Annotated in this window: 20 protein-coding genes and 1 pseudogene; 9 read left to right on the top strand and 12 right to left on the bottom strand. The window is 73.7% G+C overall.

Going from position 1 to position 21,259, the window contains the following annotated elements:
* Positions 1–48: 48 nt before the first annotated feature.
* From rocD to ACZ6PY_RS09845, 3 genes are all read right to left on the bottom strand, one after another.
* Positions 49–1,263, bottom strand: coding sequence for an ornithine--oxo-acid transaminase (gene rocD / locus ACZ6PY_RS09855; RefSeq protein WP_466072032.1), 1,215 nt, complete (start codon positions 1,261–1,263; stop codon positions 49–51).
* On the bottom strand, positions 1,263–2,078 hold the full coding sequence (ddaH, locus tag ACZ6PY_RS09850) for a dimethylargininase (protein ID WP_262284897.1): 816 nt from the start codon (positions 2,076–2,078) through the stop codon (positions 1,263–1,265). Before ddaH ends, rocD begins: the two co-directional genes overlap by 1 nt.
* A 295-nt stretch (positions 2,079–2,373) precedes the next feature.
* Positions 2,374–3,135, bottom strand: coding sequence for a thrombospondin (locus tag ACZ6PY_RS09845; RefSeq protein ID WP_466070906.1), 762 nt, complete (start codon positions 3,133–3,135; stop codon positions 2,374–2,376).
* Positions 3,136–3,273: 138 nt separating this feature from the next.
* On the opposite strand from ACZ6PY_RS09845, the gene ACZ6PY_RS09840 reads away from it, so the two are divergent.
* A complete protein-coding gene (locus tag ACZ6PY_RS09840; RefSeq protein ID WP_466070905.1) occupies positions 3,274–4,083 on the top strand; it encodes an Fpg/Nei family DNA glycosylase in 810 nt (269 codons plus the stop codon).
* A 51-nt stretch (positions 4,084–4,134) separates the two neighbouring features.
* On the opposite strand, the gene ACZ6PY_RS09835 is transcribed toward ACZ6PY_RS09840, so the two are convergent.
* Positions 4,135–4,974: a helix-turn-helix domain-containing protein gene (locus ACZ6PY_RS09835; RefSeq protein ID WP_466070903.1), complete on the bottom strand. Its 840-nt coding sequence runs from the start codon at positions 4,972–4,974 to the stop codon at positions 4,135–4,137.
* A gap of 114 nt (positions 4,975–5,088) precedes the next feature.
* Here ACZ6PY_RS09835 and ACZ6PY_RS09830 point away from each other — a divergent pair, with 114 nt between their 5' ends.
* Positions 5,089–5,682 carry an NADPH-dependent FMN reductase gene (locus tag ACZ6PY_RS09830; protein ID WP_466070902.1) on the top strand — a complete coding sequence of 198 codons (594 nt, stop codon included), beginning with the start codon at positions 5,089–5,091 and terminating at the stop codon, positions 5,680–5,682.
* 87 nt (positions 5,683–5,769) lie between these two features.
* On the opposite strand, the gene ACZ6PY_RS09825 is transcribed toward ACZ6PY_RS09830, so the two are convergent.
* From ACZ6PY_RS09825 to ACZ6PY_RS09810, 4 genes are all read right to left on the bottom strand, one after another.
* Positions 5,770–6,636, bottom strand: a complete 867-nt coding sequence (locus ACZ6PY_RS09825) for an aminoglycoside phosphotransferase family protein (RefSeq protein WP_466070900.1) — start codon at positions 6,634–6,636, stop codon at positions 5,770–5,772.
* Positions 6,637–6,682: 46 nt separating this feature from the next.
* Entirely contained in the window at positions 6,683–8,104 is a 1,422-nt protein-coding gene (locus ACZ6PY_RS09820; protein ID WP_466070898.1) for a WGR domain-containing protein, read from the bottom strand.
* Positions 8,105–8,185: 81 nt separating this feature from the next.
* On the bottom strand, positions 8,186–9,565 hold the full coding sequence (locus ACZ6PY_RS09815) for an FAD-dependent oxidoreductase (RefSeq protein WP_466070896.1): 1,380 nt from the start codon (positions 9,563–9,565) through the stop codon (positions 8,186–8,188).
* A gap of 39 nt (positions 9,566–9,604) precedes the next feature.
* A complete protein-coding gene (locus tag ACZ6PY_RS09810; RefSeq protein WP_466070895.1) occupies positions 9,605–10,753 on the bottom strand; it encodes a carboxylate-amine ligase in 1,149 nt (382 codons plus the stop codon).
* 314 nt (positions 10,754–11,067) lie between these two features.
* Here ACZ6PY_RS09810 and ACZ6PY_RS09805 point away from each other — a divergent pair, with 314 nt between their 5' ends.
* The 4 genes from ACZ6PY_RS09805 to ACZ6PY_RS09790 all read left to right on the top strand — a co-directional run bounded on the left by ACZ6PY_RS09805 (position 11,068) and on the right by ACZ6PY_RS09790 (position 15,406).
* Positions 11,068–11,337: a DUF6412 domain-containing protein gene (locus ACZ6PY_RS09805; protein ID WP_466072030.1), complete on the top strand. Its 270-nt coding sequence runs from the start codon at positions 11,068–11,070 to the stop codon at positions 11,335–11,337.
* Positions 11,338–11,457: 120 nt separating this feature from the next.
* Positions 11,458–12,201, top strand: coding sequence for a YidC/Oxa1 family membrane protein insertase (locus tag ACZ6PY_RS09800; RefSeq protein ID WP_466070893.1), 744 nt, complete (start codon positions 11,458–11,460; stop codon positions 12,199–12,201).
* Between the two features lie 78 nt (positions 12,202–12,279).
* The gene (locus ACZ6PY_RS09795; protein WP_466070892.1) at positions 12,280–13,704 is read left to right on the top strand and encodes a carbohydrate-binding protein; all 1,425 of its coding nucleotides are present in this window, start codon (positions 12,280–12,282) and stop codon (positions 13,702–13,704) included.
* A 136-nt stretch (positions 13,705–13,840) separates the two neighbouring features.
* On the top strand, positions 13,841–15,406 hold the full coding sequence (locus ACZ6PY_RS09790; protein WP_466070890.1) for a cellulose binding domain-containing protein: 1,566 nt from the start codon (positions 13,841–13,843) through the stop codon (positions 15,404–15,406).
* Between the two features lie 13 nt (positions 15,407–15,419).
* Here the strand turns inward: ACZ6PY_RS09790 and ACZ6PY_RS09785 are convergent, their stop codons facing one another.
* Together ACZ6PY_RS09785 and ACZ6PY_RS09780 are read right to left on the bottom strand one after the other, a co-directional pair.
* The gene (locus tag ACZ6PY_RS09785; protein ID WP_466070888.1) at positions 15,420–16,082 is read right to left on the bottom strand and encodes a DedA family protein; all 663 of its coding nucleotides are present in this window, start codon (positions 16,080–16,082) and stop codon (positions 15,420–15,422) included.
* Positions 16,083–16,175: 93 nt separating this feature from the next.
* Positions 16,176–16,775 (bottom strand): DUF1349 domain-containing protein, encoded by a 600-nt coding sequence (locus ACZ6PY_RS09780; RefSeq protein WP_466070886.1) that lies wholly within the window; start codon positions 16,773–16,775, stop codon positions 16,176–16,178.
* Between the two features lie 72 nt (positions 16,776–16,847).
* Between ACZ6PY_RS09780 and ACZ6PY_RS09775 the strand changes: the two genes are divergently transcribed.
* Together ACZ6PY_RS09775 and fabG are read left to right on the top strand one after the other, a co-directional pair.
* The gene (locus ACZ6PY_RS09775; RefSeq protein WP_466070885.1) at positions 16,848–18,500 is read left to right on the top strand and encodes an alpha-amylase family protein; all 1,653 of its coding nucleotides are present in this window, start codon (positions 16,848–16,850) and stop codon (positions 18,498–18,500) included.
* Between the two features lie 55 nt (positions 18,501–18,555).
* On the top strand, positions 18,556–19,314 hold the full coding sequence (fabG, locus tag ACZ6PY_RS09770) for a 3-oxoacyl-ACP reductase FabG (RefSeq protein ID WP_262284779.1): 759 nt from the start codon (positions 18,556–18,558) through the stop codon (positions 19,312–19,314).
* Here the strand turns inward: fabG and ACZ6PY_RS09765 are convergent.
* A pseudogene (locus ACZ6PY_RS09765) lies at positions 19,287–19,746 on the bottom strand (hypothetical protein). The gene fabG and the pseudogene ACZ6PY_RS09765 sit on opposite strands and share 28 nt — an antisense overlap.
* Positions 19,739–20,134, bottom strand: coding sequence for a hypothetical protein (locus ACZ6PY_RS09760; protein ID WP_355056084.1), 396 nt, complete (start codon positions 20,132–20,134; stop codon positions 19,739–19,741). The pseudogene ACZ6PY_RS09765 and the gene ACZ6PY_RS09760 overlap by 8 nt, the downstream one beginning before the upstream one ends.
* 168 nt (positions 20,135–20,302) lie before the next feature.
* Between ACZ6PY_RS09760 and ACZ6PY_RS09755 the strand changes: the two genes are divergently transcribed.
* Positions 20,303–21,202, top strand: a complete 900-nt coding sequence (locus ACZ6PY_RS09755; RefSeq protein ID WP_466072028.1) for a Gfo/Idh/MocA family protein — start codon at positions 20,303–20,305, stop codon at positions 21,200–21,202.
* The last annotated feature ends 57 nt before the right edge of the window (positions 21,203–21,259 follow it).

Raw genomic sequence — 21,259 nt, 5'->3', positions numbered from 1 at the left:
GGGCGCCGGGACCGTCGTGGTCCCGGCGCCCTCCCTCGCGTACGCGGATCAGCCGGCCAGCACGGCGGCGAGCTGCGCCACCGCGTGGTCGATCTCCTCCTCGGTGATGACCAGCGGCGGGGCGAGCCGGATGGTCGAGCCGTGGGTGTCCTTGGCCAGGACGCCCCGCTCCATGAGCCGCTCGCAGGCCTCCCGGCCGGTCATCAGCGCCGGGTCGATGTCCAGGCCGGCCCAGAGGCCCCGGCCCCGGACCGCGACCAGGCCCCTGCCGATCAGACCGCGCAGGCCGGCGTGCAGCCGCTCGCCCAGCTCGGCCGAGCGGCGCTGGAACTCGCCGGTGGCCAGCAGCCGGACCACCTCGGTGGCGACCGCGCAGGCCAGCGGGTTGCCGCCGAAGGTCGAGCCGTGCTGGCCCGGCTTGAGCACCCCGAGCACGTCGGCGTTCGCGGCGACCGCCGAGACCGGCACGATGCCGCCGCCGAGCGCCTTGCCCAGCAGGTACATGTCCGGGACGACACCCTCGTGCTCGCACGCGAACGTGGCGCCGGTGCGGCCCAGGCCCGACTGGATCTCGTCGGCGATGAAGAGCACGTTCCGCTCGGTGCAGAGCTCGCGGACGCCCGGCAGGTAGCCCTCCGGCGGCACCACGACGCCCTGCTCGCCCTGGATCGGCTCGAGCAGCACGGCCACCGTGTTCTCGTCGATCGCGGCGGTCAGCGCGGCCAGGTCGCCGTAGGGCACCACGGTGAAGCCCGGCGTGTACGGCCCGAAGTCGGCGCGGGCGTCCTCGTCGGTGGAGAAGCTGACGATGGTGGTGGTCCGGCCGTGGAAGTTCCCCTCGGCGACCACGATGTTGGCCTGGCCCGGGGTCACGCCCTTGACCTGGTAGCCCCACTTGCGGGCGACCTTGATGCCGGTCTCCACCGCCTCGGCGCCGGTGTTCATCGGCAGCACCAGGTCCTTGCCGCAGAGCGCGGCCAGCTCCCGGCAGAAGTCGGCGAACTGGTCGTGGATGAACGCGCGGCTGGTCAGGGTGAGCCGGTCGAGCTGCGCGTGCGCGGCCTCGATCAGCTTCGGGTGGCGGTGGCCGAAGTTCAGCGCCGAGTAGCCGGCCAGGCAGTCCAGGTAGCGCCGGCCGTCCACGTCGGTCAGCCAGGCGCCCTCGGCCGACGAGATCACCACGGGCAGCGGGTGGTAGTTGTGCGCCGTGTGACGCTCCGCGTCCCGCACCGCGGCGGGCGTCCGCAGCATGTCGTCGATGATCACTTGAGTGCCTTTCCCTGACGGAGTCGCAACGTGCAGCACTTCGGTCCGCCGCCGGCCTTGCGCAGCTCGGACAGGTCGATACCGATGGTCTCGTAGCCCCGGTCGCGCAGCTTCGCGGCCAGGTCGGTGGCCTGCGCGGGCAGCACCACGTGCCGGCCGTCGCTGACCGCGTTCAGCCCCAGCACCTCGGCGTCGGCCATGGTGGCGTGGATCGCGTCGGGGAAGAGCCGGCGCAGCACCGCGCGGCTGCCCGGGGAGAACGCCTCCGGCAGGTACGCCACGGTCCGCTCGTCGAGAACGGTGAGCGCGGTGTCCAGGTGGTAGAAGCGCGCGTCCACCAGCTGCATGGTGATCACCGGGTAGCCGAAGACCTCCTGGAGCTGCGCGTGCGAGGCGTGCGCGGTGCGGAACCCGGTGCCGGCGAGCAGGTGGTCGCCGACCAGCAGGACGTCGCCCTCACCCTCGTTGACGTGCTTCGGGTCGTACATCTCGAAGCCGGCCGCCTCGAACCAGGCCCGGTAGGCGGGCGCCTCGTCGGCGCGCTGCGGGTCGCGGAACTGCACGGCCATGGCCTTGCCGTCGATCACCGTGCCGCCGTTGGCCGCGAAGACCATGTCCGGCAGGCCGCTGACCGGGTCGATCAGCTCGACCTCGTGGCCCAGGTCGAGGTAGGTGCGGCGGAGCTGCTCCCACTGCCGGATCGCCAGGTCGGCGTCGACCGGGGCGGTGGGGTCCATCCACGGGTTGATCGCGTAGTCGACGGCGAAGTACGTCGGCCGGCACATCAGAAAGCGCTGGCGGGTCGCGTCCATCGTCATGTCGTGCTCCCAGGGTCGGGCGCGCCCGGCCACCGTGGCCCACGGGCTGGCGCCGTGGTCCAACGGTATGCGGCTCGGGTCGACGACATCCACCGCCGGAAGTTGCGTTCAGCGACGGATCGTTGCGTCTGCCCGCCACTGCGCGACCGATCGTTGCGTCAAGGGCGACCGACCCCGGACATACTTCGGGGGCGGCGAACCGCCGCCCCCGAAAGAGGTTGCCCGGCTGGTGAACCACCAGAGCTGATCGGGCGTGCCGGCGCTGCGCCGGCGACCGGAAAACTGCCCGTCAGAAGAGATCCGCAAACTGTGAGTCGAGCCACTCCCGGAACCGGCCGACCCAGTCGCCGTCGGTGGTCGGCCAGTCGAACTGGCCGGTCATCGCCACGATGCCGAGCACCACGGCGGCGAGGCCGACGACGATGCCGATCAGCGCGTCGGTCTTGCCGGCCACGTGCCGGCGGCGGGTGGCGATCAGGCCGAGCACGGCGAGCACCGCGCCGACCGCGCCGAGGCCGATCCCGTAGCCGGCGAGGGTGCCGGAGACGACGAACAGCGCGCCGACCACCGAGACGATCAGGCCCAGGGTGGCGAGCAGGCTGGCCCGGGGCCGCTTCGTGGTGACCGGCTCGACCCGCTCCGCGGCCGGGTCCCGGTCGGCCGGCCGGTCCGGCCGGCCGTCACGGTCGAGGTCGACGGTGCGCTCCGCGGCCGGTTCCGGGACGGCCGTCGGCCCCACGGGCCGGGCGCCCGTGTCCGGCCGCCGGCCGGTGACCGCGCGGGCCGCCGCGGCCCGGTCCGCCGCGCGCCGCCGCGCGTCCGTGGCGGGCTCGCCCTCGGTCGCGGTGGTGGACTCGCCCCCGACGGGCGGGGCGGCGTCGCGGGCGCGCTCGCCGTCGGTCGCAGTGGCGGCGCCGCGGTAGGTGGTGCGCTCCGCGTCCCGGTCGGTGACCACCGGCCGGTCCGCCACCCGGTCGCGGTCGTCGACCACCCCGTCGCCGTTGACGTCATCGGTACGCGCCGGATCGTTCCGGCGGGACAGAATCTTCACTGGGACACCTCCTGATCTCCGGCGCGGAGACCGCGCGTGACACTCCTGAGGTACCCCGTGGCGGACACGTCGACACCCGTCGACGTCGCCGCCGCTCCTGGTCGGCGGCGTGCCGCCCGGCGGGCTACGGTTGCCGTCGTGCCAGAGGGACACACCATCCACCGCCTGGCGGCCCGGCACGCCGAGCTCTTCGCCGGCGACAAGGTGCACGCCACCAGCCCGCAGGGCCGTTTCGCCGAGGGTGCGGCCCGGCTCACCGGCACCGTCCTGGACGGCACCGAGGCGTACGGCAAGCACCTGCTGCACCACTACGCCGGCGAGCTGACCCTGCACATCCACCTCGGGCTCTACGGCAAGGTGACCGACGGGCCCGGCGAGCCACCGCCCCCGATCGGCCAGATCCGGCTGCGGCTCAACAGCGACCGGCACTGGCTGGACCTGCGCGGGCCGACCGCGTGCGAGCTGCTCACCCCGCCCGAGGTGGCCGCGCTGCGCGACCGGCTCGGCCCCGACCCGCTGCGCGCCGACGCCGACCCCGAGCGGGCGTACGCCCGGATCCGGCGCAGCCCCACCCCGCTGGCGGCGCTGCTGCTGGACCAGTCGGTGGTGGCCGGCACCGGCCTGATCTTCGTGGTCGAGGCGCTGTTCCGGGCCGGGCTGCCGCCGCTGCTGCCCGGGCGGGAGCTGACCCCGGCCGGCTGGGCGGAACTCTGGGCCGACCTGGTCGCGCTGATGGCCGTCGCCGTCGAGCGGGGCCGGATCGACACCGTGCGCGACGAGCACCTGCCGGAGGCAATGGGGCGGGCGCCCCGGGTCGACCGGCACGGCGGCGAGGTCTACGTCTACCGCCGGCCGGGCGACCCCTGCCACGTCTGCGGCACCGAGGTGAGCCGGGGTGCCCTCGCCGGCCGCAACCTCTACTGGTGCGCCACCTGCCAGGCCGGCTGACCTGTCCCGTCAACGACGTGTGCCACCTGCCGGCCGGGCTGACCGGCCCGGTCAGCCGACGGCGCGGAGGGCGCCGTGGCGGTGGTGCCGGAGCCGCTCGACCGCCCGCGCCGTCGTCTCGTCGGCGGGCAGGAGGACGACCAACTCCTGGGCATCCGTGCTCGGCAGCTCCAGCCTCTCCCGGTGCCAGCGCAGCTCGCCTGCGGCGGGATGGTCGAGCCGGAGCGGGACCTGTGGCGGCGGCAGGTGCCGTTGGAGCCGCCGGGTGAACTCCGGCCCGGCGACGGGGGCGAGCTGGACCCGGAACCACTCGGAGCTTTCCGCGGAGGGCCCGAGCCACAGGTCGAAGGCCCGCTCGTCGGCCACCTGGTCCCAGTCGGGGAACACGCTCCGGGCGCGCGGATCGGTGAACACGTAGCGGGTCAGGTTCGGCTCGTCGGTGTCGAGCAGCCCGATCCCGCCCATGACCAGCCCGAACGCGCCCGTGTGCGCGAGCACGTCGCCCAGCCGGTTGGTGACGAACGCCACCCCGGGTTCGAGCAGCCGGAGGGTCTCCCGCACGGTGGGCCGTACCTCGCGGTTGGGCGGCGCCGGCGGCCGGTGCCCGGGGCAGCCCCCGCCGGTGATCTTGGCGAGATAGCGCAGGTGGTGCCGCTCCCCGGCGTCGAGGCTCAGGCCGTCCGCGAGGGCGTGCAGCACCGCGTGCGAGGGGTTGCGGTCCCGGCCCTGCTCGATGCGGGTCAGGTACTCCACGCTGATCCCCGAGCGGGTGGCAACCTCCGCCCGGGTCAGGCCGGGGGAGCGGCGCCGGCCCCGATCGGGCAGGCCGAAGGACTCCGGCTGGATGCTGTCGCGCTTGGCACGGACGAAGTCGCCCAGTGGCGTACCCATGGGTGGGAAGTCTAGGTCGGATTCCGGCCGCCCCGGCCCGCGTAGCGTGGCCCTGCGGGGGCCAGCCTGCGCCCGGTCTGGTTACCGCCGCCGTGGCGGCGGACCGTGGAGCGCATGAACGAGAAGCACAGGTTGGTCATCCTCATCGGAAGTGTCCGCGAGGGCCGGTTCGGGCCGGTCGTCGCGTCCTGGGTCGCCGAGCGGGCGCGCGAGCACGGCGGGTTCGACGTCGACGTCGTCGACCTGGCCGAGGTCGAGATCCCGCTGGCGCTGCCGGCGCAGTCACCGAAGGGCGCGAGCGACGCGTACCCGCGCCCGGCGGCCATGGCGCCGCTGACCGCCGCGCTCGAGGACGCGGACGCGGTCATCCTGGTCACCCCGGAGTACAACCACAGCTATCCGGCCGGGCTGAAGGCCGCCATCGACTGGCACTTCACCCAGTGGACGGCCAAGCCGGTCGCCTTCGTGAGCTACGGCGGCGCGGCCGGCGGCCGGCACGCCGTGCTGCACCTGGAGAACGTGCTCACCGAACTGCACGCGGTGACCATCCGCGACGGGCTGGCCTTCCCGAACTACTACATGGCGTGGCAGGACGGCCAGCCGCTCGACCCGGCGGCGCCGGGATACGCCAAGACCCTGCTGGACCAGCTCGCCTGGTGGGCCGGGGCCCTGCGGACGGCCCGCGCGGCGGTCCCGTACCCGGCCTGACCGCCGTCCGCGGCGTGACCGGTCCCCAGACCGGTCACGCCGGGCCGGGCAGCCGACGGACCTGGCTGGCGGGCCCGCGAGGACCGGTCACGTCAGGTCGAGCAGCCAGCGGACCGTCTCGACCTGGTGCGGGAACACCTCGTCCTCGCCCATGCTCCAGGCGAGCGTCTGCCCGACCGCCCAGCCGCGGACCCGCTCCCGGTCCAGGGCCAGCTCGCCGCTGAGCCGGTCGAGCCGGTGCCGCAGCGCCGCCGGCGAGTGGCCCAGCTCGGGGCCGCGCACCAGCGGCACCACCGCGAACTCCCGCTCGCCGACGAGTGGCTTCGGGTCGATGACCAGCCACGGCTCGCGGCCGGCCGCCAGCACGTTGCCGGCGTGCAGGTCCTGGTTGACCAGCACCTGCGCGCCCTGGCTGGGCGCCAGGTCGGCGAGCATCCCGAGCGCGGTGTCGAGCAGCCGCCGCTCGTACGGCCGGTTCAGGCGCTCCCACTTGGCCGGCATCCGCTCGGCCCAGCCGGCCGCCTCCTCGGCGAGCGGGGTGAACGGCGGGCCGGCCGGCACGCCGAGCCGGGGGAGCAGCCCGACCGCCACGTCCAGCGCCGCATCGGGGGGCAGGCCGTGCAGCGGGGTGCCGGGGTCGCACCGCTCGACCAGCAGCGCGCGCCGCGCCGCGTCGTGGGCCAGCAGCCGGATCGCTCCCCGGCCGGCCCAGTGCGCCAGCGCTGTCGCCTCGTGCACGCTGTCGTCGTCCGGGTACTGGAGCTTCAGCACCGCCCGCGTGCCGTCGGGCAGTTCCGCCGGAAGCGCCAGCGACGCGAACGCGTACGCGAAGGGTTGGCCGACCCGCAGCTCCCAGCGCGTGACACACCCGGCCAGCCGGTCGGGCAACTCGGCAAGCCAGGCCCGACCGACCGGCGTCCGCTCGGTCCAGCGCAACCCCTCGGGGATCTCCACCCGGCCATCCTGCGGGTGTGAGCGGGCACCGACAACGCGATAACGCTCAGCGCAGCCGGCGGATGTCGCCGTACGCCCGGTAGAAGCCGCCCCGACCGGCCTCCCGGACCTCGGTGACCAGGTAGCGCGCGCCCGGCTCCCGGATGCCCTTGGGGAACTGCACCGACCAGTCCCGCCGGTAGCCGTCGGAGAGCACCTGGATGCGCATCCGGCCACCCTGCTCGACGCACTGCACCACGACGCCGGCCCGGTCGTCGGTGGTCACCTCGACGGTGGTCCAGGCGGCCGGCCCGGGCAGCCGGGCCGGGGCCTTCACGTCGACCACCTCGGGCACGCTGCCCGCCTCGGCCGCCCGGATCGCCGGCTCGCTCGCGTCGATGCAGGCCAGGTAGCCACCGGTGGTCACCACGTACAGCCGCTCGTCGTGGTACTGCATCGAGTAGGCCGAGCCGCAGCCGGTGCCGAGCTTCCACAGCCGGTTGCCGGCCTCGTCGAAGCAGTAGACCGAGGAGGCGCTGTCGCCTGCGAAGACGTACCGGCCACCCTCGGCGGTGGCGCAGGAGAAGACCGCCGAGTCGCACCGGTAGGTGCGTTCGGCGCGCCCGTCCTTGCGCAGGCGCACCACCTCGCGGGTGCCGGTGCCGGCGAACACGGCGTCGCGCTCCTGCCAGCCGAAGAGCACCGCCCCGGTGCGGGTGTGCCACAGCTCCCGCCCGGTCCGCCAGTCGTAGCCGGTGACCCCCTGGGAGTGACCGTGGTAGAGGGCGTCGGTGTCGCACCGCACCATCCAGGCGGAACGGCCGCGCCCCGGCCGGCGCCAGAGGAACTCGTCCTCGTGGTCGACCGCCGCGATGCCGCCCTCGCGGTCGGAGACGCCCAGCACGCCGTCGTGGATGTCCAGCCAGTAGATGTCGATGTCGGGGGCGATCGCGTACGCCACCCGGGGCACCTTGCCGGAGAGGTCGTAGACGTTGCCGTCGTCGCAGCCCGCGTAGATCCAGGCGTCGTCGGCCACGATGCACTTCACCCCGTCGGGGAGGCGGACCTGGTGGAGCACCCGGGCGTCGTGGTCGAGGGTGGTGATCACGCCGTGCTCGTTGCCCACCATGCAGGTCCGCCCGTCGACGAAGATGCCGAACGCGGGCGCGCCGGAGGCGTAGCGCCAGAGGACCGGGGCGGTGCGGGCGGTCGAGCGGGTGCTGACGATCTGCCGGCGGGAGACGGCCCGCTTCTGGCGTACGCCGGGCACCGCGGGCGCGTAGCCCTTGCGGACCTTCTCGCCGATCTTCTTGGCGGCGGCGGCCCGGGCGCGGGCGTTGTCCGGATGGTTGCTGATCTTCACCTGGCCCTGGTCGCCGATCCGGCCGTAGCGCACGGTCATCGTGGTGCCGTCGACCACCACCTCGTAGAACTTGTGCGCTCCACCGTCCACTTCGGACAGTTCGAGGTACGTCGTCTCCTGCGACATGAAAGCCTCCGAGGGGAAGGGCCGGAACCGGCGACAGCCCGCACAAACTAACGCCGCCCCCCGACAGGATCGGGGGCTCGACTACCGGCCGGCGTGGGAGAGGGCGTCGACGGCCTTGCGGGCGGCGATCAGCACCGGATCCCAGACCGGGGCGTACGGCGGCGCGTAGCCCAGGTCGAGCGCGGTCATCTCGTCCACCGTCATGTTGTTCCACAGCGCCACGGCCAGCGCGTCGATCCGCTTGGCCGCCTCGGACCAGCCGACGATCTGGGCGCCCAGGAGCCGGCCGCTGGGCCGCTCGGCGATCAGCTTGACCGTCATGGGCCGGGCGCCCGGGTAGTAGCCGGCCCGGTTGGTCGACTCGGCGAGCACGGTGACGAACTCGAACCCGGCCGCGGTGGCGTCCCGCTCGCGCAGGCCGGTGCGCCCGACCTCCAACTCGCAGACCTTGGTCACCGCCGTGCCGATCACGCCGGGGAACGTCGCGTACCCGCCGCCGATGTTGATGCCGGCGACGCGGCCCTGCTTGTTGGCGTGGGTGCCGAGCGGGATGTGCACCGGCAGGCCGCTGACCCGGTGCAGGGTCTCCACGCAGTCGCCGGCCGCGAAGACGCCGGGCGCCCCGGGCACCCGCATTCTCCGGTCGACGCGGATCGCCCCGGACGGGCCGACCGGCAGGCCGGCGGCCTCGCCGAGCGCGGTGTTCGGGCGTACGCCCAGGCCCAGCACCACGACGTCGGCGGGGATCGGCCCCTCGTTGGTGACCACCGCGGCGATCCGGCCGTCCCGCTCGTCGAGCCCGGTGACGGTCAGGCCGGTGCGGATGCCGATGCCGGTGCCGCGCATCGCCTCGGCCACCAGCTCGCCCATGTCCGGGTCCACGGTGGACATCGGCTGGTCGGCCTGCTCGACCAGGTCGACCGAGAGGCCGTGGTGCAGCAGCGCCTCGGCCATCTCGACCCCGATGTAGCCGCCGCCGACCACCACGGCGCGGCGGGGGCGGGGATCGCTGTCCAGCCAGTCCAGCAGGGCGGTGCCGTCGTCGAGGGTCTGCATGCCGAACACGCCGGCCACGCCGCCGAGGGCCCACTCGGGCTGGACGGGGCGCGCGCCGGTGGCGTACACGAGGGTGTCGAAGCCGGTGCGGGCCTCGCCGCCGCCCTCCAGGTCCCGGGCGACCACCTCGCGGCGGTCCAGGTCGATCTCGGTGACCTCGTGGCGCAGCCGGACGTCGACGTCGAAGTTGTCCCGGAACGTGGCCGGGTCGCGGGCGACGAGCTGGTCCCGCCCCCCGACCAGCCCGCTGACCCAGTAGGGGATGCCGCACGCCGAGTAGGAGGTGAAGTGGCCGCGCTCGAAGGCGACGATCTCCAGGTCGGCCCGGTCGCGGAGGCGTCTGGCCTGGGACGCCGCCGACATGCCGGCGGCGTCCCCGCCGACGACGACCATCCGCTCCGCCACGACGCTCATCCTGTCACGCCGGCCCGGTCGGCGGGGCGCTCAGCCGCGGGTCTGCCGCGCCACGTCCGCGACCACGTCGACCATCCTGCCGGTACGCGCGAAGACCGCCCGTTGCCGGGCCGCGCCGCTGCCGTGCCGGCGCAGCCCGCCCAGCAGGTCGGTCACCCGGTCGAGGTCGCCGTGCCGCTCCAGTTCCGGGCGGACCCGCTCGACCAGCCCATTCAGCAGCTCCCAGGCCGGGCGCAGCTCGCCGTCGGTGAGGTCGACGCCGTCGCCCTCCAGCCCGTCGTGGGCCGCCCGCCAGTGCGCGGCGACCAGCAGGTGGTGGTCGGTGTTGATGGCCGGCCGCCCCTCGGCGATCTCCGTCATGGCGGTGGCCACCAGGGCCCGGACCAGGGCGGCGACCAGCACCGCGTCGTCCACCGACGGGCAGACGTCACCGATCCGGATCTCCACGGTCGGGTACTTGGCGGAGAGCCGGGCGTACCAGTAGAGCATTCCCTCGTCGAGCATCACGCCGCTGGCGATGAGCTGCCGGATCAGCCGCTCGTAGTGCTCGTGCGACTCGAGCCAGGGGGTGGGCGCCACCGACGGCCAGCGTTCCCACTCCACCGAGCGCCAGCTCGCGTAGCCGGTGTCCTCGCCCTTGGCGAACGGGGAGTTGGTGGTGACCGCGTGCAGGATCGGCAACCAGGGCCGGACGTGGTTGAGCACCTGCACCCCGATCTCCGCGTCGGGGATGCCGACGTGCACGTGCATGCCGTTGTTGCCCGGCCCGGGCACCAGCAGCCGGAACCGCTCGATCATCCGGTCGAAGCGGGGCTTGTCCACCACCGGCGGCACCGGCCCGTCCACCGGGCCGGTCCCGATGGCCAGCAGCCGGACGCCGGCCCGCTCGGCGGCGGCCGACAGTTCGGCGCGGAGCATGCCCAGCGAGTGCCGGATCGAGGAGAGTTCCAGCCCGGGCGGGCTGCCGATCTCGATCTGGCTGGTCTGGAACTCCCGCTCGACCTGCCCCCGCAGTTCGGCCGGCACCTGTTCCATGACCAGGTCGACGGCGGGCACCGCGGTCCCGGTGTGCGGGTCGACGAGCAGGAACTCCTCCTCCACGCCGACTGTCAGCAGGTCCGTGCCGCCCGGTGCGGCGCTCCGTTCCCGCTCCGCCACTGACCCGCTCATCGAGACCACCGTCCGCTCCGTACCGGCCGCGGCACCGTGCCGCGCGGTCGACGCACTGTTACCCACCGTGTCGGCGCGGGGAAACGCGCCGGACGGCGTGTCGTCGGCTACGCGCCGGTTCACGTCCCCCGTTCGGGTGGTCGCCGAGCCCCGGCGGGGACAGGGATTCCGCCCGCGCGGGCGGGCTTCCCGGCCGCGTACCGGCGGTCGGGCCCACCTGCGGCGCCCCATCGCGGACGGTGACGACGGGGCCGAGCGGGCGGCGGCGTCGCGATCGTGTCCCGGGACGTGACAGCGGGTTCTAGAGTCGGCGTGTGATCGGGATGCTGGCGAGCGGGACGTGGGCGTACGCCCTCACCCTGCTCGCGGACCGCCCGGCCGGCCTGCTGGCCGGCGCGGCGGTGGCCGCGGCGCTGCTGCTGGCCACGCTGCTCGCGCTGCGGGTCCGGGCGCTGCCCACGCCGCCCGCCGGCCCGCTCGCCGTCGCCCTGCGGGCCCGGGCCCGGCGCCGCCGGGTGCCGCGCCAGGTCGACCCGGACGCGCCGGGGCGACCGCGCCCCCGCGCGCCCGGGCTGCGCCCCTCGGCCGCGTAGCCACCTCGCCGGGTCCTCCGCCGGCGCAGGCCCGCCGCGCGGCCGGTTCCGTCGTCATCCGTCCCGCGCGGTACGCGCCGTCCCGCCGGGGCACCCGGAATCGGACCGAGGGGTCTTCCCATGCTCGCCTTCGCACCACTGCACGCCGCGGCGTCCGCCGCCGGTGCCGTCGTCACCTGGTTGGCCGACACGCTCGCCCCGCTGGCCGGCGGGGCCGCCACGGCCGCCGCGATCGTCCTGTTCACCGTCGGGGTCCGGCTGCTGATCTCGCCGCTCACCCTGGCCCAGGTCCGCGGGGAGCGGCGCCGCGCGGCACTCGCCCCGGAGGTCCGCGACCTCCAGCGGCGGTACGCCGACGACCCCGGCCGCCTGCAGAGCGAGCTGTTCGCGCTCTACCGGCGGGCCGGGGCGAGCCCGGTCGCGGGCTGCCTGCCGGCGCTGTTGCAGGCGCCGTTCTTCCTGGTCATGTACCGCCTCTTCGCCACCGGCGACGGGCACCCGCACCTGCTGGACGAGAAGCTGGCGGGCGTACCCCTGGGATGGCATCTCGGCGACGGGCTGACCGGCCCGGTGGTGGCGGTCTTCGGGGTGCTGCTGGCGGTGCTGCTGGTGCTGGCCTGGTGGTCCGCCCGGCGGGCGCGCCGGACGGCCGCGGCCACCGGGACCATCGCCGGTGCGCCGACGGAGGGCCCGGGCGCCGCGGTGCTGGGTCGGCTGGTGCCGCTGCTGCCCTTCACCACGGTGCTGGTGGCGCTGGTGGTGCCGCTCGCGGCGGTCATCTACCTGGTCACCACGACGGCGTGGACCGTGCTGGAGCAGGCGGTGCTGCGCCGGCCGCAGCCCGAAGGCATCGACGCACGTTGACAACTGTGGGGACGGGCGCGTAGAAATCGCTCTCAAGAGAGCGCTCTCTCCTGCCCGTCCCCGCAGAGAGGCACCCCGATGAACCCTGTCCCGGCGGCCACGGCCGCCCCCTCCGCCGTGCGCCGGTCCCGCCGGCGGCTCTCCCTGGCGGCCGCCGTGCTCGCCACCACCACCGCCCTCGCCACCGTCACGATGACCGCGCACGCCGCCGTGCCGCCGCCGCCCTCCGGCTGGAGTCTGGTGTGGAGCGACGACTTCACCGGCGCGGCCGGCACCCTGCCCTCATCGGCCAACTGGATCATCGACACCGGCACCAGCTACCCGGGTGGCCCGGCGAACTGGGGCACCGGTGAGATCCAGACCTACACCTCCAGCACCGCCAACCTGGCCCACGACGGTGCCGGCAACCTCCGGATCACCCCGCTCAAGGACGCCTCCGGGCGGTGGACCTCGGCCCGGATCGAGACGGTCCGCGCCAACTTCAAGCCACCGGCCGGGGGAGTCCTGGCCCTGGAGGGCCGGATCCAGATGCCCAACGTGACCGGGGCGCAGGCCGCCGGCTACTGGCCGGCCTTCTGGGCGCTCGGCTCGCCGTACCGGGGCAACTACCAGAACTGGCCGGGCATCGGCGAGTTCGACATCATGGAGAACGTCAACGGGATCAACTCGGTCTGGGGGGTGCTGCACTGCGGCGTCGCCCCGGGCGGGCCGTGCAACGAGTTCAACGGCATCGGGGCGTCCCGCGCCTGCCCGGGCAGCACCTGCCAGTCGGCGTTCCACACCTACCGCTTCGAGTGGGACGCCTCGACCAGCCCTCAGCAGTTGCGCTGGTACGTCGACGGCCAACTGTTCCACACGGTGAGCCAGAGCCAGGTCGGCGAACCGTACTGGGGTCAGATGACCAACCACGCCGGCTACTTCCTGTTGCTCAACGTGGCGATGGGCGGTGGCTTCCCGGACGGCGTGGCCGGCTCCGCCACGCCCACCGCGTCGACCGTCTCCGGCCGGCCCATGGTCGTCGACTACGTGGCCGCCTACACCCGCGGTGGTGGCGGCACGCCGTCGCCGACCCCGACCACGCCCCCGCCCGGCGGAGTCGTGGACGCGTACTCGACCATCCAGGCCGAGGCGTTCACCGGGCAGAACGGGGTGCAGGTGGAGACGTGCGCCGAGGGCGGCCAGGACATCGGCTGGCTGGCCAACGGCGACTGGGCCCGATACGACAACGTCGACTTCGGCGCCACCCCGCCGAAGGACTTCGTGGCCCGGGTCGCCTCGGGCGCGCCCGGCGGGGTGAGCGGGCTGGTCCAGGTCCGCGTGGACAGCCCGACCAACGCGCCGATCGGCAGCTTCGCGGTCGCCAACACCGGCGGCTGGCAGAGCTGGCGCTCGGTGCCGGGGAACGTCGCCGCCGTCACCGGCCGGCACACCGTCTACCTGACCTTCAGCAGCGGCCAGCCGGCCGACTTCCTCAACGTCAACTGGTTCACCTTCCGCCGCTGAGCGGCCGGACCGGGGGTCCCCGCGGGGGACCCCCGGTCTGCCTCTGGACAGAAACAGTTAACAGTCTTAATAATGAGCGCACGTCGACGGTCGTAAATGCCCACCCTCCACCACAACGGTCCCCCTGGAGGACGCCGTGAGACTCCGCTCCACCCGCCTGGCGACATTCGCCGTCGCGCTCGCCACCGCCCTGGTGGCGGGCACCGTGCTGGCCGCGCCGCCCGCCTCCGCCGCCACCGCCGCCTTCGTCCGCACCACCACCTGGGACACCGGGTACGAGGGCAAGTTCACCGTCACCAACAACACCTCGGCCAGCATCTCCTCGTGGAACGTCCAGTTCGACCTGCCCGCCGGCAGCACCCTCGGCTCGTTCTGGGACGCCCGGCTGACCACCTCCGGCCAGCACGTCACCGCGGTGAACCAGTCCTGGAACGGCACCCTCGCCCCGGGCGCCAGCACCACCTTCGGCTTCAACGTGAACGGCACCGGCAACCCGACCAACTGCACGGTCAACGGCGGCTCGTGCACCGGCGGGGGCGGCGGCAACCCGGGCGCCCCGGCCACCCCGGGCGGCCTCCGGGTCACCGGCACCACCAACACCTCGGTCTCGCTGGCCTGGAACGCCGTCTCCGGCACGGTCACCGGCTACCGCGTCTACGAGGGCACCACCGTGCGGGCCACCGTCACCGGCACCTCGGCCACCGTCTCCGGGCTGGCCGCCTGCACCGGGCACAGCTACACCGTGGCCGCGTACAACGCCAGTGGCGAGTCGGCGAAGTCCCCGGCGGTGTCGGCCACCACCACCGGCTGCACCGGCGGCGGTGGCGGCGCCATGGCCGCCGCGCCCTACCTCTACCCCGGCTGGGGCGACCCGCCCGCGCCGTCGACCGTGATGGGCGCGACCGGGATCAAGTGGTTCACCATCGCGTTCGTGCTCTCCGGCGGCGGCTGCACCCCGGCCTGGGACGGCAGCGGCCCGCTCACCGGCGGCGCGCACGCCAGCACCATCGCCGCGATCAAGGCGGCCGGCGGCGACGTCATCCCGTCCTTCGGCGGCTGGAGCGGCAACAAGCTCGGCCCGAACTGCTCCTCGGCCAGCGCGCTGGCCGGCGCCTACCAGCAGGTCATCAACGCCTACGGCCTCAAGGCGATCGACATCGACATCGAGAACAGCGACGAGTTCGAGAACGAGGTGGTGCAGGACCGGATCCTGGACGCCCTGAAGATCGTCAAGCAGAACAACCCCGGGATCAAGACGATCGTCACCTTCGGCACCTCGACCACCGGGCCGTCGTACTACGGCACCCGGCTGATCAACCAGGCCGCCGCGAGGGGCGCCAACATCGACGTCTTCACCATCATGCCGTTCGACTTCGGCGGCGGCGCCAACATGTACCAGAGCACGGTCAACGCCGCCGAGGGCCTGAAGAACGCGCTGAAGACGGCCTTCGGCTGGTCCGACGCCACCGCCTACGCCCACATGGGCATCTCCGGCATGAACGGCCTGTCCGACCAGCAGGAGCTGACCTCCCCGGCCACCTGGACGCAGATCCGGGACTGGGCCAAGGCCCGCGGCCTCGCCCGGTTCACCTTCTGGTCGGTCAACCGGGACCGGCCCTGCCCGGGCGGCGGCGTGGTGTCCAACTGCTCCGGCACCGCCCAGAACACCTGGGAGTTCACCAGCATCACCGCGGGATTCTGATCCCGCGCCGCGGTCAGCGCCCGGCGGTCACCGACTGCCGGGCGCGCCGCCGGCGTACCTTCTTGATCACCCACGCCGCGACGGTCACGCCGAAGACCGCGAAGATCGCGTAGTTGAACCAGTGGCTGTAGCGGTCGACCTCCTGCCAGCGGGAGCCGAGCGCGAAACCGGCCCCGACGATCAGCGCGTTCCACACCCCGCTGCCCAGCGTGGTGAGCAGGACGAACTCGCCCAGCGGCATGCGGTTGGCACCGGCCGGCACGGAGACCAGGCTGCGCACCACCGGCACCACCCGGCCGAACAGCACCGCCCACCGGCCGTGCCGCTCGAACCAGCGGTCGGCCTTCTCCAGGTCCTCCCGGTCCACCAGCGGGATGTGGTCCAGCCAGCGCTTCAGCCGCTCCTCGCCGAGCGCCGCGCCGAGCCAGTAGAGGACCAGCGCGCCGAGCAGCGAGCCGGCCGTCGCGGCCAGCACGATCAGCACCACGTTGAACCGGCCCTCGGCGGCGAGGTAACCCGCCATGGCCAGCACGACCTCGCTCGGGATCGGCGGGATGATGCTCTCCAGGGCGACCAGCAGAGCCACCCCGACCGCACCGAACGAGTCGATCACGGTCGCCACCCAGCCGGTCAGCCCGGTGAACTGGTTCGGATCGACGTCTTGGGCGTGTGCCATGGGCGTCCTTCCGTGCGGTGCCGGGGATCCGGAACAGGTACCCCGAGCCGGGCCGGTCACACCTGCCGGTGATCGGCCCCACGGACCGCGGGCTCAGCCCTCCGGGTGCAGCGCGGCGTCCGCCGGCCCCCGCCGCCAGCCGGTGAAGCGGACCACCAGGCCACCCCGGCTCGGCGAGCAGCAGTACGGCCCGGCCGCCGCCCCGGCCTCCGGGTCCAGCGGGGCCACCCGGACCAGCCGCCACGGCTCGGCGTCCACCCGCGCGCGGACGGTCAGCGCGTCCCCGGCCCGGCTGACCCGGACCGTCACGTCCCGCCCCGACCACTCCGGCACCGGCGCCACCGACCAGTCCGACCGCTCGTCGGTGACCACGGCGCCGACCTGCGGCTGCCCGTCACTGACCTCCACGCCGGCCTTGGTCCACCGCCGCTCGTCCACCCGGACCAGCACCCCGGCCTGGTCGAACTGGGCGGCGTAGTCGAGCCGGAAGCTCACCTCCACGGCACTGTCCACGGGGAACGGGGCGAGCAGCGCCGAACCGTCGTCGTGCACGAAGCCGTAACTGGTCCGCCGCCAGAAGTCGCTGCCTCCGCGCGGCTGCACCAGCAGCGCGTCACCGGCGGACTCGGCCCGCTCCGGCGGGTTGAGCCAGGTGCCCACGGACCAGTCGAGGACATGTGCTTCGGCGTTCATGCGGGCACCGTACCGGCCGGGCGGCGGACCGTGGGGTTTGCCGCAGCCGCGGACCGGAGAAGTAGACGCAGCATGGGTGACAGGTGGTACCAGGAGGCGGTCGTCTACTGCCTCGACGTGGACACGTTCGCCGACTCCGACGGCGACGGGGTGGGTGACTTCCGGGGCCTCATCGGCCGGCTGGACTACCTGGCCCGGCTCGGGGTGACCTGCCTCTGGCTGCACCCGATCCACCCGTCGCCGAACCGGGACGACGGCTACGACGCCACCGACTTCTACAACGTCAGCCCCCGCCTGGGCACCCTCGGCGACTTCGCCGAGCTGCTGCACCAGGCGCGGAACCGGGGCATCCGGGTGATCATCGACCTGGTGGTCAACCACACCTCGGACGAGCACCCCTGGTTCCAGTCCGCGCGGTCCTCGCCCGACTCGCCGTACCGCAACTGGTACGTGTGGAGCGACGCGGCGCCGCCGGACCGGCACCAGGGCATGGTCTTCCCCGGCGAGCAGAACGAGACGTGGACCTACGACCGCACCGCGAAGGCCTGGTACTACCACCGCTTCTACAAGTTCCAGCCGGACCTGAACGTCGCGAACCCCGAGGTCCGCGCCGAGATCAAGAAGGTCATGTCGTTCTGGCTGCAGCTCGGCGTCTCCGGTTTCCGGATGGACGCGGTGCCCTTCATCATCGAGCTGACCGAGCCCGGCAACCCGAACTCGCCCAAGGACCTGGACTTCCTCACCGAGCTGCGCCAGCACGTGCAGTGGCGGCGGGGCGACGCCGTCCTGCTGGCCGAGGCGAACGTGGAGCCCGACCAGCTGCCGGTCTACTTCGGCGACAGCGGCGGCTCGGCCAACCGGATCCACATGCTCTTCGACTTCATGATGAACGGGCGGCTCATGCTGGCCCTGGCGCGGCAGGACCCGGAGCCGGTGATCGAGGCGCTGCGCGACACCCCGGCCCTGCCCGAGGGCGGGCAGTGGGCCACCTTCCTGCGCAACCACGACGAGATCGACCTGTCCCGGCTCACCGCCGAACAGCGCAACCAGGTGTACGCGCAGTTCGGCCCGGACGAGGACATGCGCCTCTACGGCCGGGGCATCCGCCGCCGGCTGGCCCCGATGCTCGGCAACGACCGCCGCCGGATCGAGCTGGCGTACGCGCTCCAGTTCTCGCTGCGCGGCACGCCGGTGCTGCGCTACGGCGAGGAGATCGGGATGGGCGAGGACCTGTCGCTGCCCGGTCGGGAGGCGATCCGCACCCCGATGCAGTGGTCGTACAAGGAGAACGGCGGTTTCTCCACGGCCGACCCGGAGAAGCTGGTCCGCCCCGTCCTCGACAAGGGCGAGTACGGCTACCAGAAGGTCAACGTGACCGCCCAGCGCAAGGACCCGAGGTCGCTGCTCGGCTGGTTCGAGCGGATGATCCGCACCCTCCGGGAGGCCCCGGAGATCGGCTCGGGAAGCACCAGCCACATCGACGTGCCGATGCCGCCCGGGGTGCTCGCGCACCGGGCCGACGGGCCGACCGGGACGATGGTCTTCCTGCACAACCTCGGCACCGAGGACGCCGAGGTCGACCTGAGCGTCCTCGCCCCCGAGGCCGACCTGCCGATCGACGTGCTCACCGACCGCAACTACGAGGAGGTCGGCAAGCTGGACCGGCTGAAGCTCGCCGGCTACGGCTACCGGTGGATCCGCATCTGCCGGGGCAGCGGCCTCTGACGGCCGGCCCGGCGTTAAGCTCCTTCGATCGAGCCCAAGTTACCGGGAGGTAATCATGTCGGAGGAGCCCCGCGTCGCCATCGTGACCGGAGCCGCGCGCGGCATCGGGGCGGCCACCGCCCGCCGGCTGGCCGCCGACGGCATGGCCGTCGCCGTGGTCGACATCGAGGAGTCGGCGACCAAGGAGACCGTGGACGCCATCGCCGCCGCCGGCGGGCGGGCGCTCGGCGTCGGCGCCGACGTGTCCGACCGGGCCCAGGTGGAGGCCGCCGTGGAGCGGGTCGCCGCCGGGCTGGGCGCGCCGACCGTGCTCGTCAACAACGCCGGCGTGCTCCGCGACAACCTGCTGTTCAAGATGACCGACGCCGACTGGGACACCGTCATGGGCGTGCACCTGCGCGGCGCGTTCCTGTTCAGCCAGGCCACCCAGAAGCACATGGTCGAGCGGAAGTGGGGCCGGATCGTCAACCTCTCCAGCACCTCGGCGCTGGGCAACCGGGGCCAGGCGAACTACTCGGCGGCCAAGGCCGGCTTGCAGGGCTTCACCAAGACCCTCGCCATCGAGCTGGGCCCGTTCGGGGTGACCGTCAACGCGGTCGCGCCGGGCTTCATCGTCACCGACATGACCGCCGCCACGGCGGCCCGCATGAAGGTCGACTTCGAGGCGCTCCAGCAGCACGCCGCCGCGGAGATCCCGGTACGCCGCACCGGCCGGCCGGAGGACGTCGCGCACACCATCTCGTTCCTGGCCAGCGAGGGCGCGTCCTTCGTCTCCGGCCAGGTCATCTACGTCGCCGGCGGTCCCAAGGACTGATCCGGGCGGGTGCGCCCGGCACGGCCCTCAGGCGGGGTCGTGCCGGGTACGCCAGAGCCAGAACAGGCCGAGCACCGGCAGCACCAGCGGGATGTAGCCGTAGCCGCTGCCGAAGCCCGACCAGACCGTCTCGTCCGGGAACAGCTTCCGGTCGGCCAGGCTGAGGATGCCGACCCCGACCACCCCGACCAGCTCCACCGAGCAGCAGGCGAGCGCGACCCGGCGGCCGGTGTGCCCGGCCCGGGCCAGCCCGACCGCCGCCACGATGTAGATGAGCGCGGCCAGCGCGGAGAGCAGGTACGCCACCGGCGCCTCGTCGAACTTCGTGGCGATCTGGAGCCCGGCCCGCGAGGTCGCGGCGATGGCGAAGAGGATGTAGACCGCGATCAGCAACCGGCCCGGCCCCCGGTTGGTCGCCCGCTGCTCAGCCACCGACGACCTCCCAGGTCTGCTGCAACCGGACCACCACCACCGGGGTGACCAGGCAGACGGCGCAGACGATCGCCGAGCCCCACCGGGTCGGCTCCATCCGGGCCAGCACCCAGGCGAGCGGCGGCAGGCACACCAGCGTCACCAGGTAGCCGAAGAACGCCCCCGGCTCGCCCGGCCGCTCGCCGCCACCGAGCGCGACCAGTGCCACCACGGCGAGCGCCAGCAGGGCCACCTCCAGCACGGCCAGGCCGACGAACTGGAGCCGGTCGGGCGCGCGGTGGCGCACGGCCGCCACGAGCGCCCAGACCGCGATGAGGAGCGACAGCACGATCGAGGCCGTCGCGAGGATCCCGTCCACCGGCGAGCCGGCCGCCGCCGCGGTGGTCATCGACGCCGTTCCGGCGCAGTCGAGTTCACCGGCACAGCCTACTAATCGGCGTAGTAGCCACCGTCGCCCGGCTCTCCGCCGGGGTCGCGGCGCGCCGGCCCGGCCGGGCGACTAGCGTGGATCACGGCCACCGGCGTACGCCGTGGCGGAGGACGACAGCAGGGGGTCCTGGTGCGGTTCGGCTTGTTCGGCACGGGTCACTGGGCGGCGGAGACGCACGCCGCGGCCATCGACGCGCACCCGCGGGCCGAGCTGGCCGGGGTCTGGGGGCGTGACCCGGCGAAGGCCGCCACGCTGGCCACCCGGCACGGCGTACCGGTCTTCGAGGACGTGGACGCGCTGCTCGCCGCCTGCGACGCGATCGCCGTGGCGCTGCCGCCGGACGTGCAGGCCGAGATCGCCGTCCGGGCCGCCGCCGCCGGGCGGCACCTGCTGCTGGACAAGCCGCTGGCGCTGAGCCTCGCCGACGCCGACCGGGTGGTCGCCGCCGCGCAGGCGTCCGGGGTGGCCTCGGTGGTCTTCTTCACCCAGCGGTTCCACCCGAACGTCACCGGCTTCCTCGCCTCGACGGCGGCGGCCGGCGGCTGGCAGCACGCCCGGGCGACCATGTTCGCCTCGATCTACCAGCCGGGAAACCCGTACGGGAACTCGCAGTGGCGGCGCGACCGGGGCGCGCTCTGGGACATCGGCCCGCACGCGCTGTCGCTGATCCTGCCGGTGCTCGGCCGGGTCACCCGGGTCGCCGCCATGGACGGCCCGAGCGGCCTGGTGCACCTGCTGCTCACCCACGACGGCGGCGCCACCAGCACCCTCTCCCTCACCCTCGACGCGCCGGCCGAGGCGGTCACCCGGGACTTCGTCTTCTTCGGCGAGAACGGCACCGAGACCGTCCCGCCTGGCGACGGCAGCGTGCTCCAGGCGTTCGGCACGGCCATCGACCAGCTGCTGGAGGAGGTCGACGCGGGCACCCGCGACCACCGCTGCGACGTCCGGTTCGGGCGTGAGGTGGTGGCGGTGCTGGACGCCGCCGAGACCGCCCGCAGCGAGCGGCGCACCGTCGACCTCTGAGGAATTCCGTCGCGTGCCGGCCGGGCCGCCGCTAGCCTGGCCGGCATGTTCACGCAT

Source organism: Micromonospora sp. NPDC048907 (genome assembly GCF_055586885.1).
The sequence above is the reverse complement of the archived record's forward strand: the minus strand, read 5'-3'. Positions and strand labels throughout refer to the sequence as shown.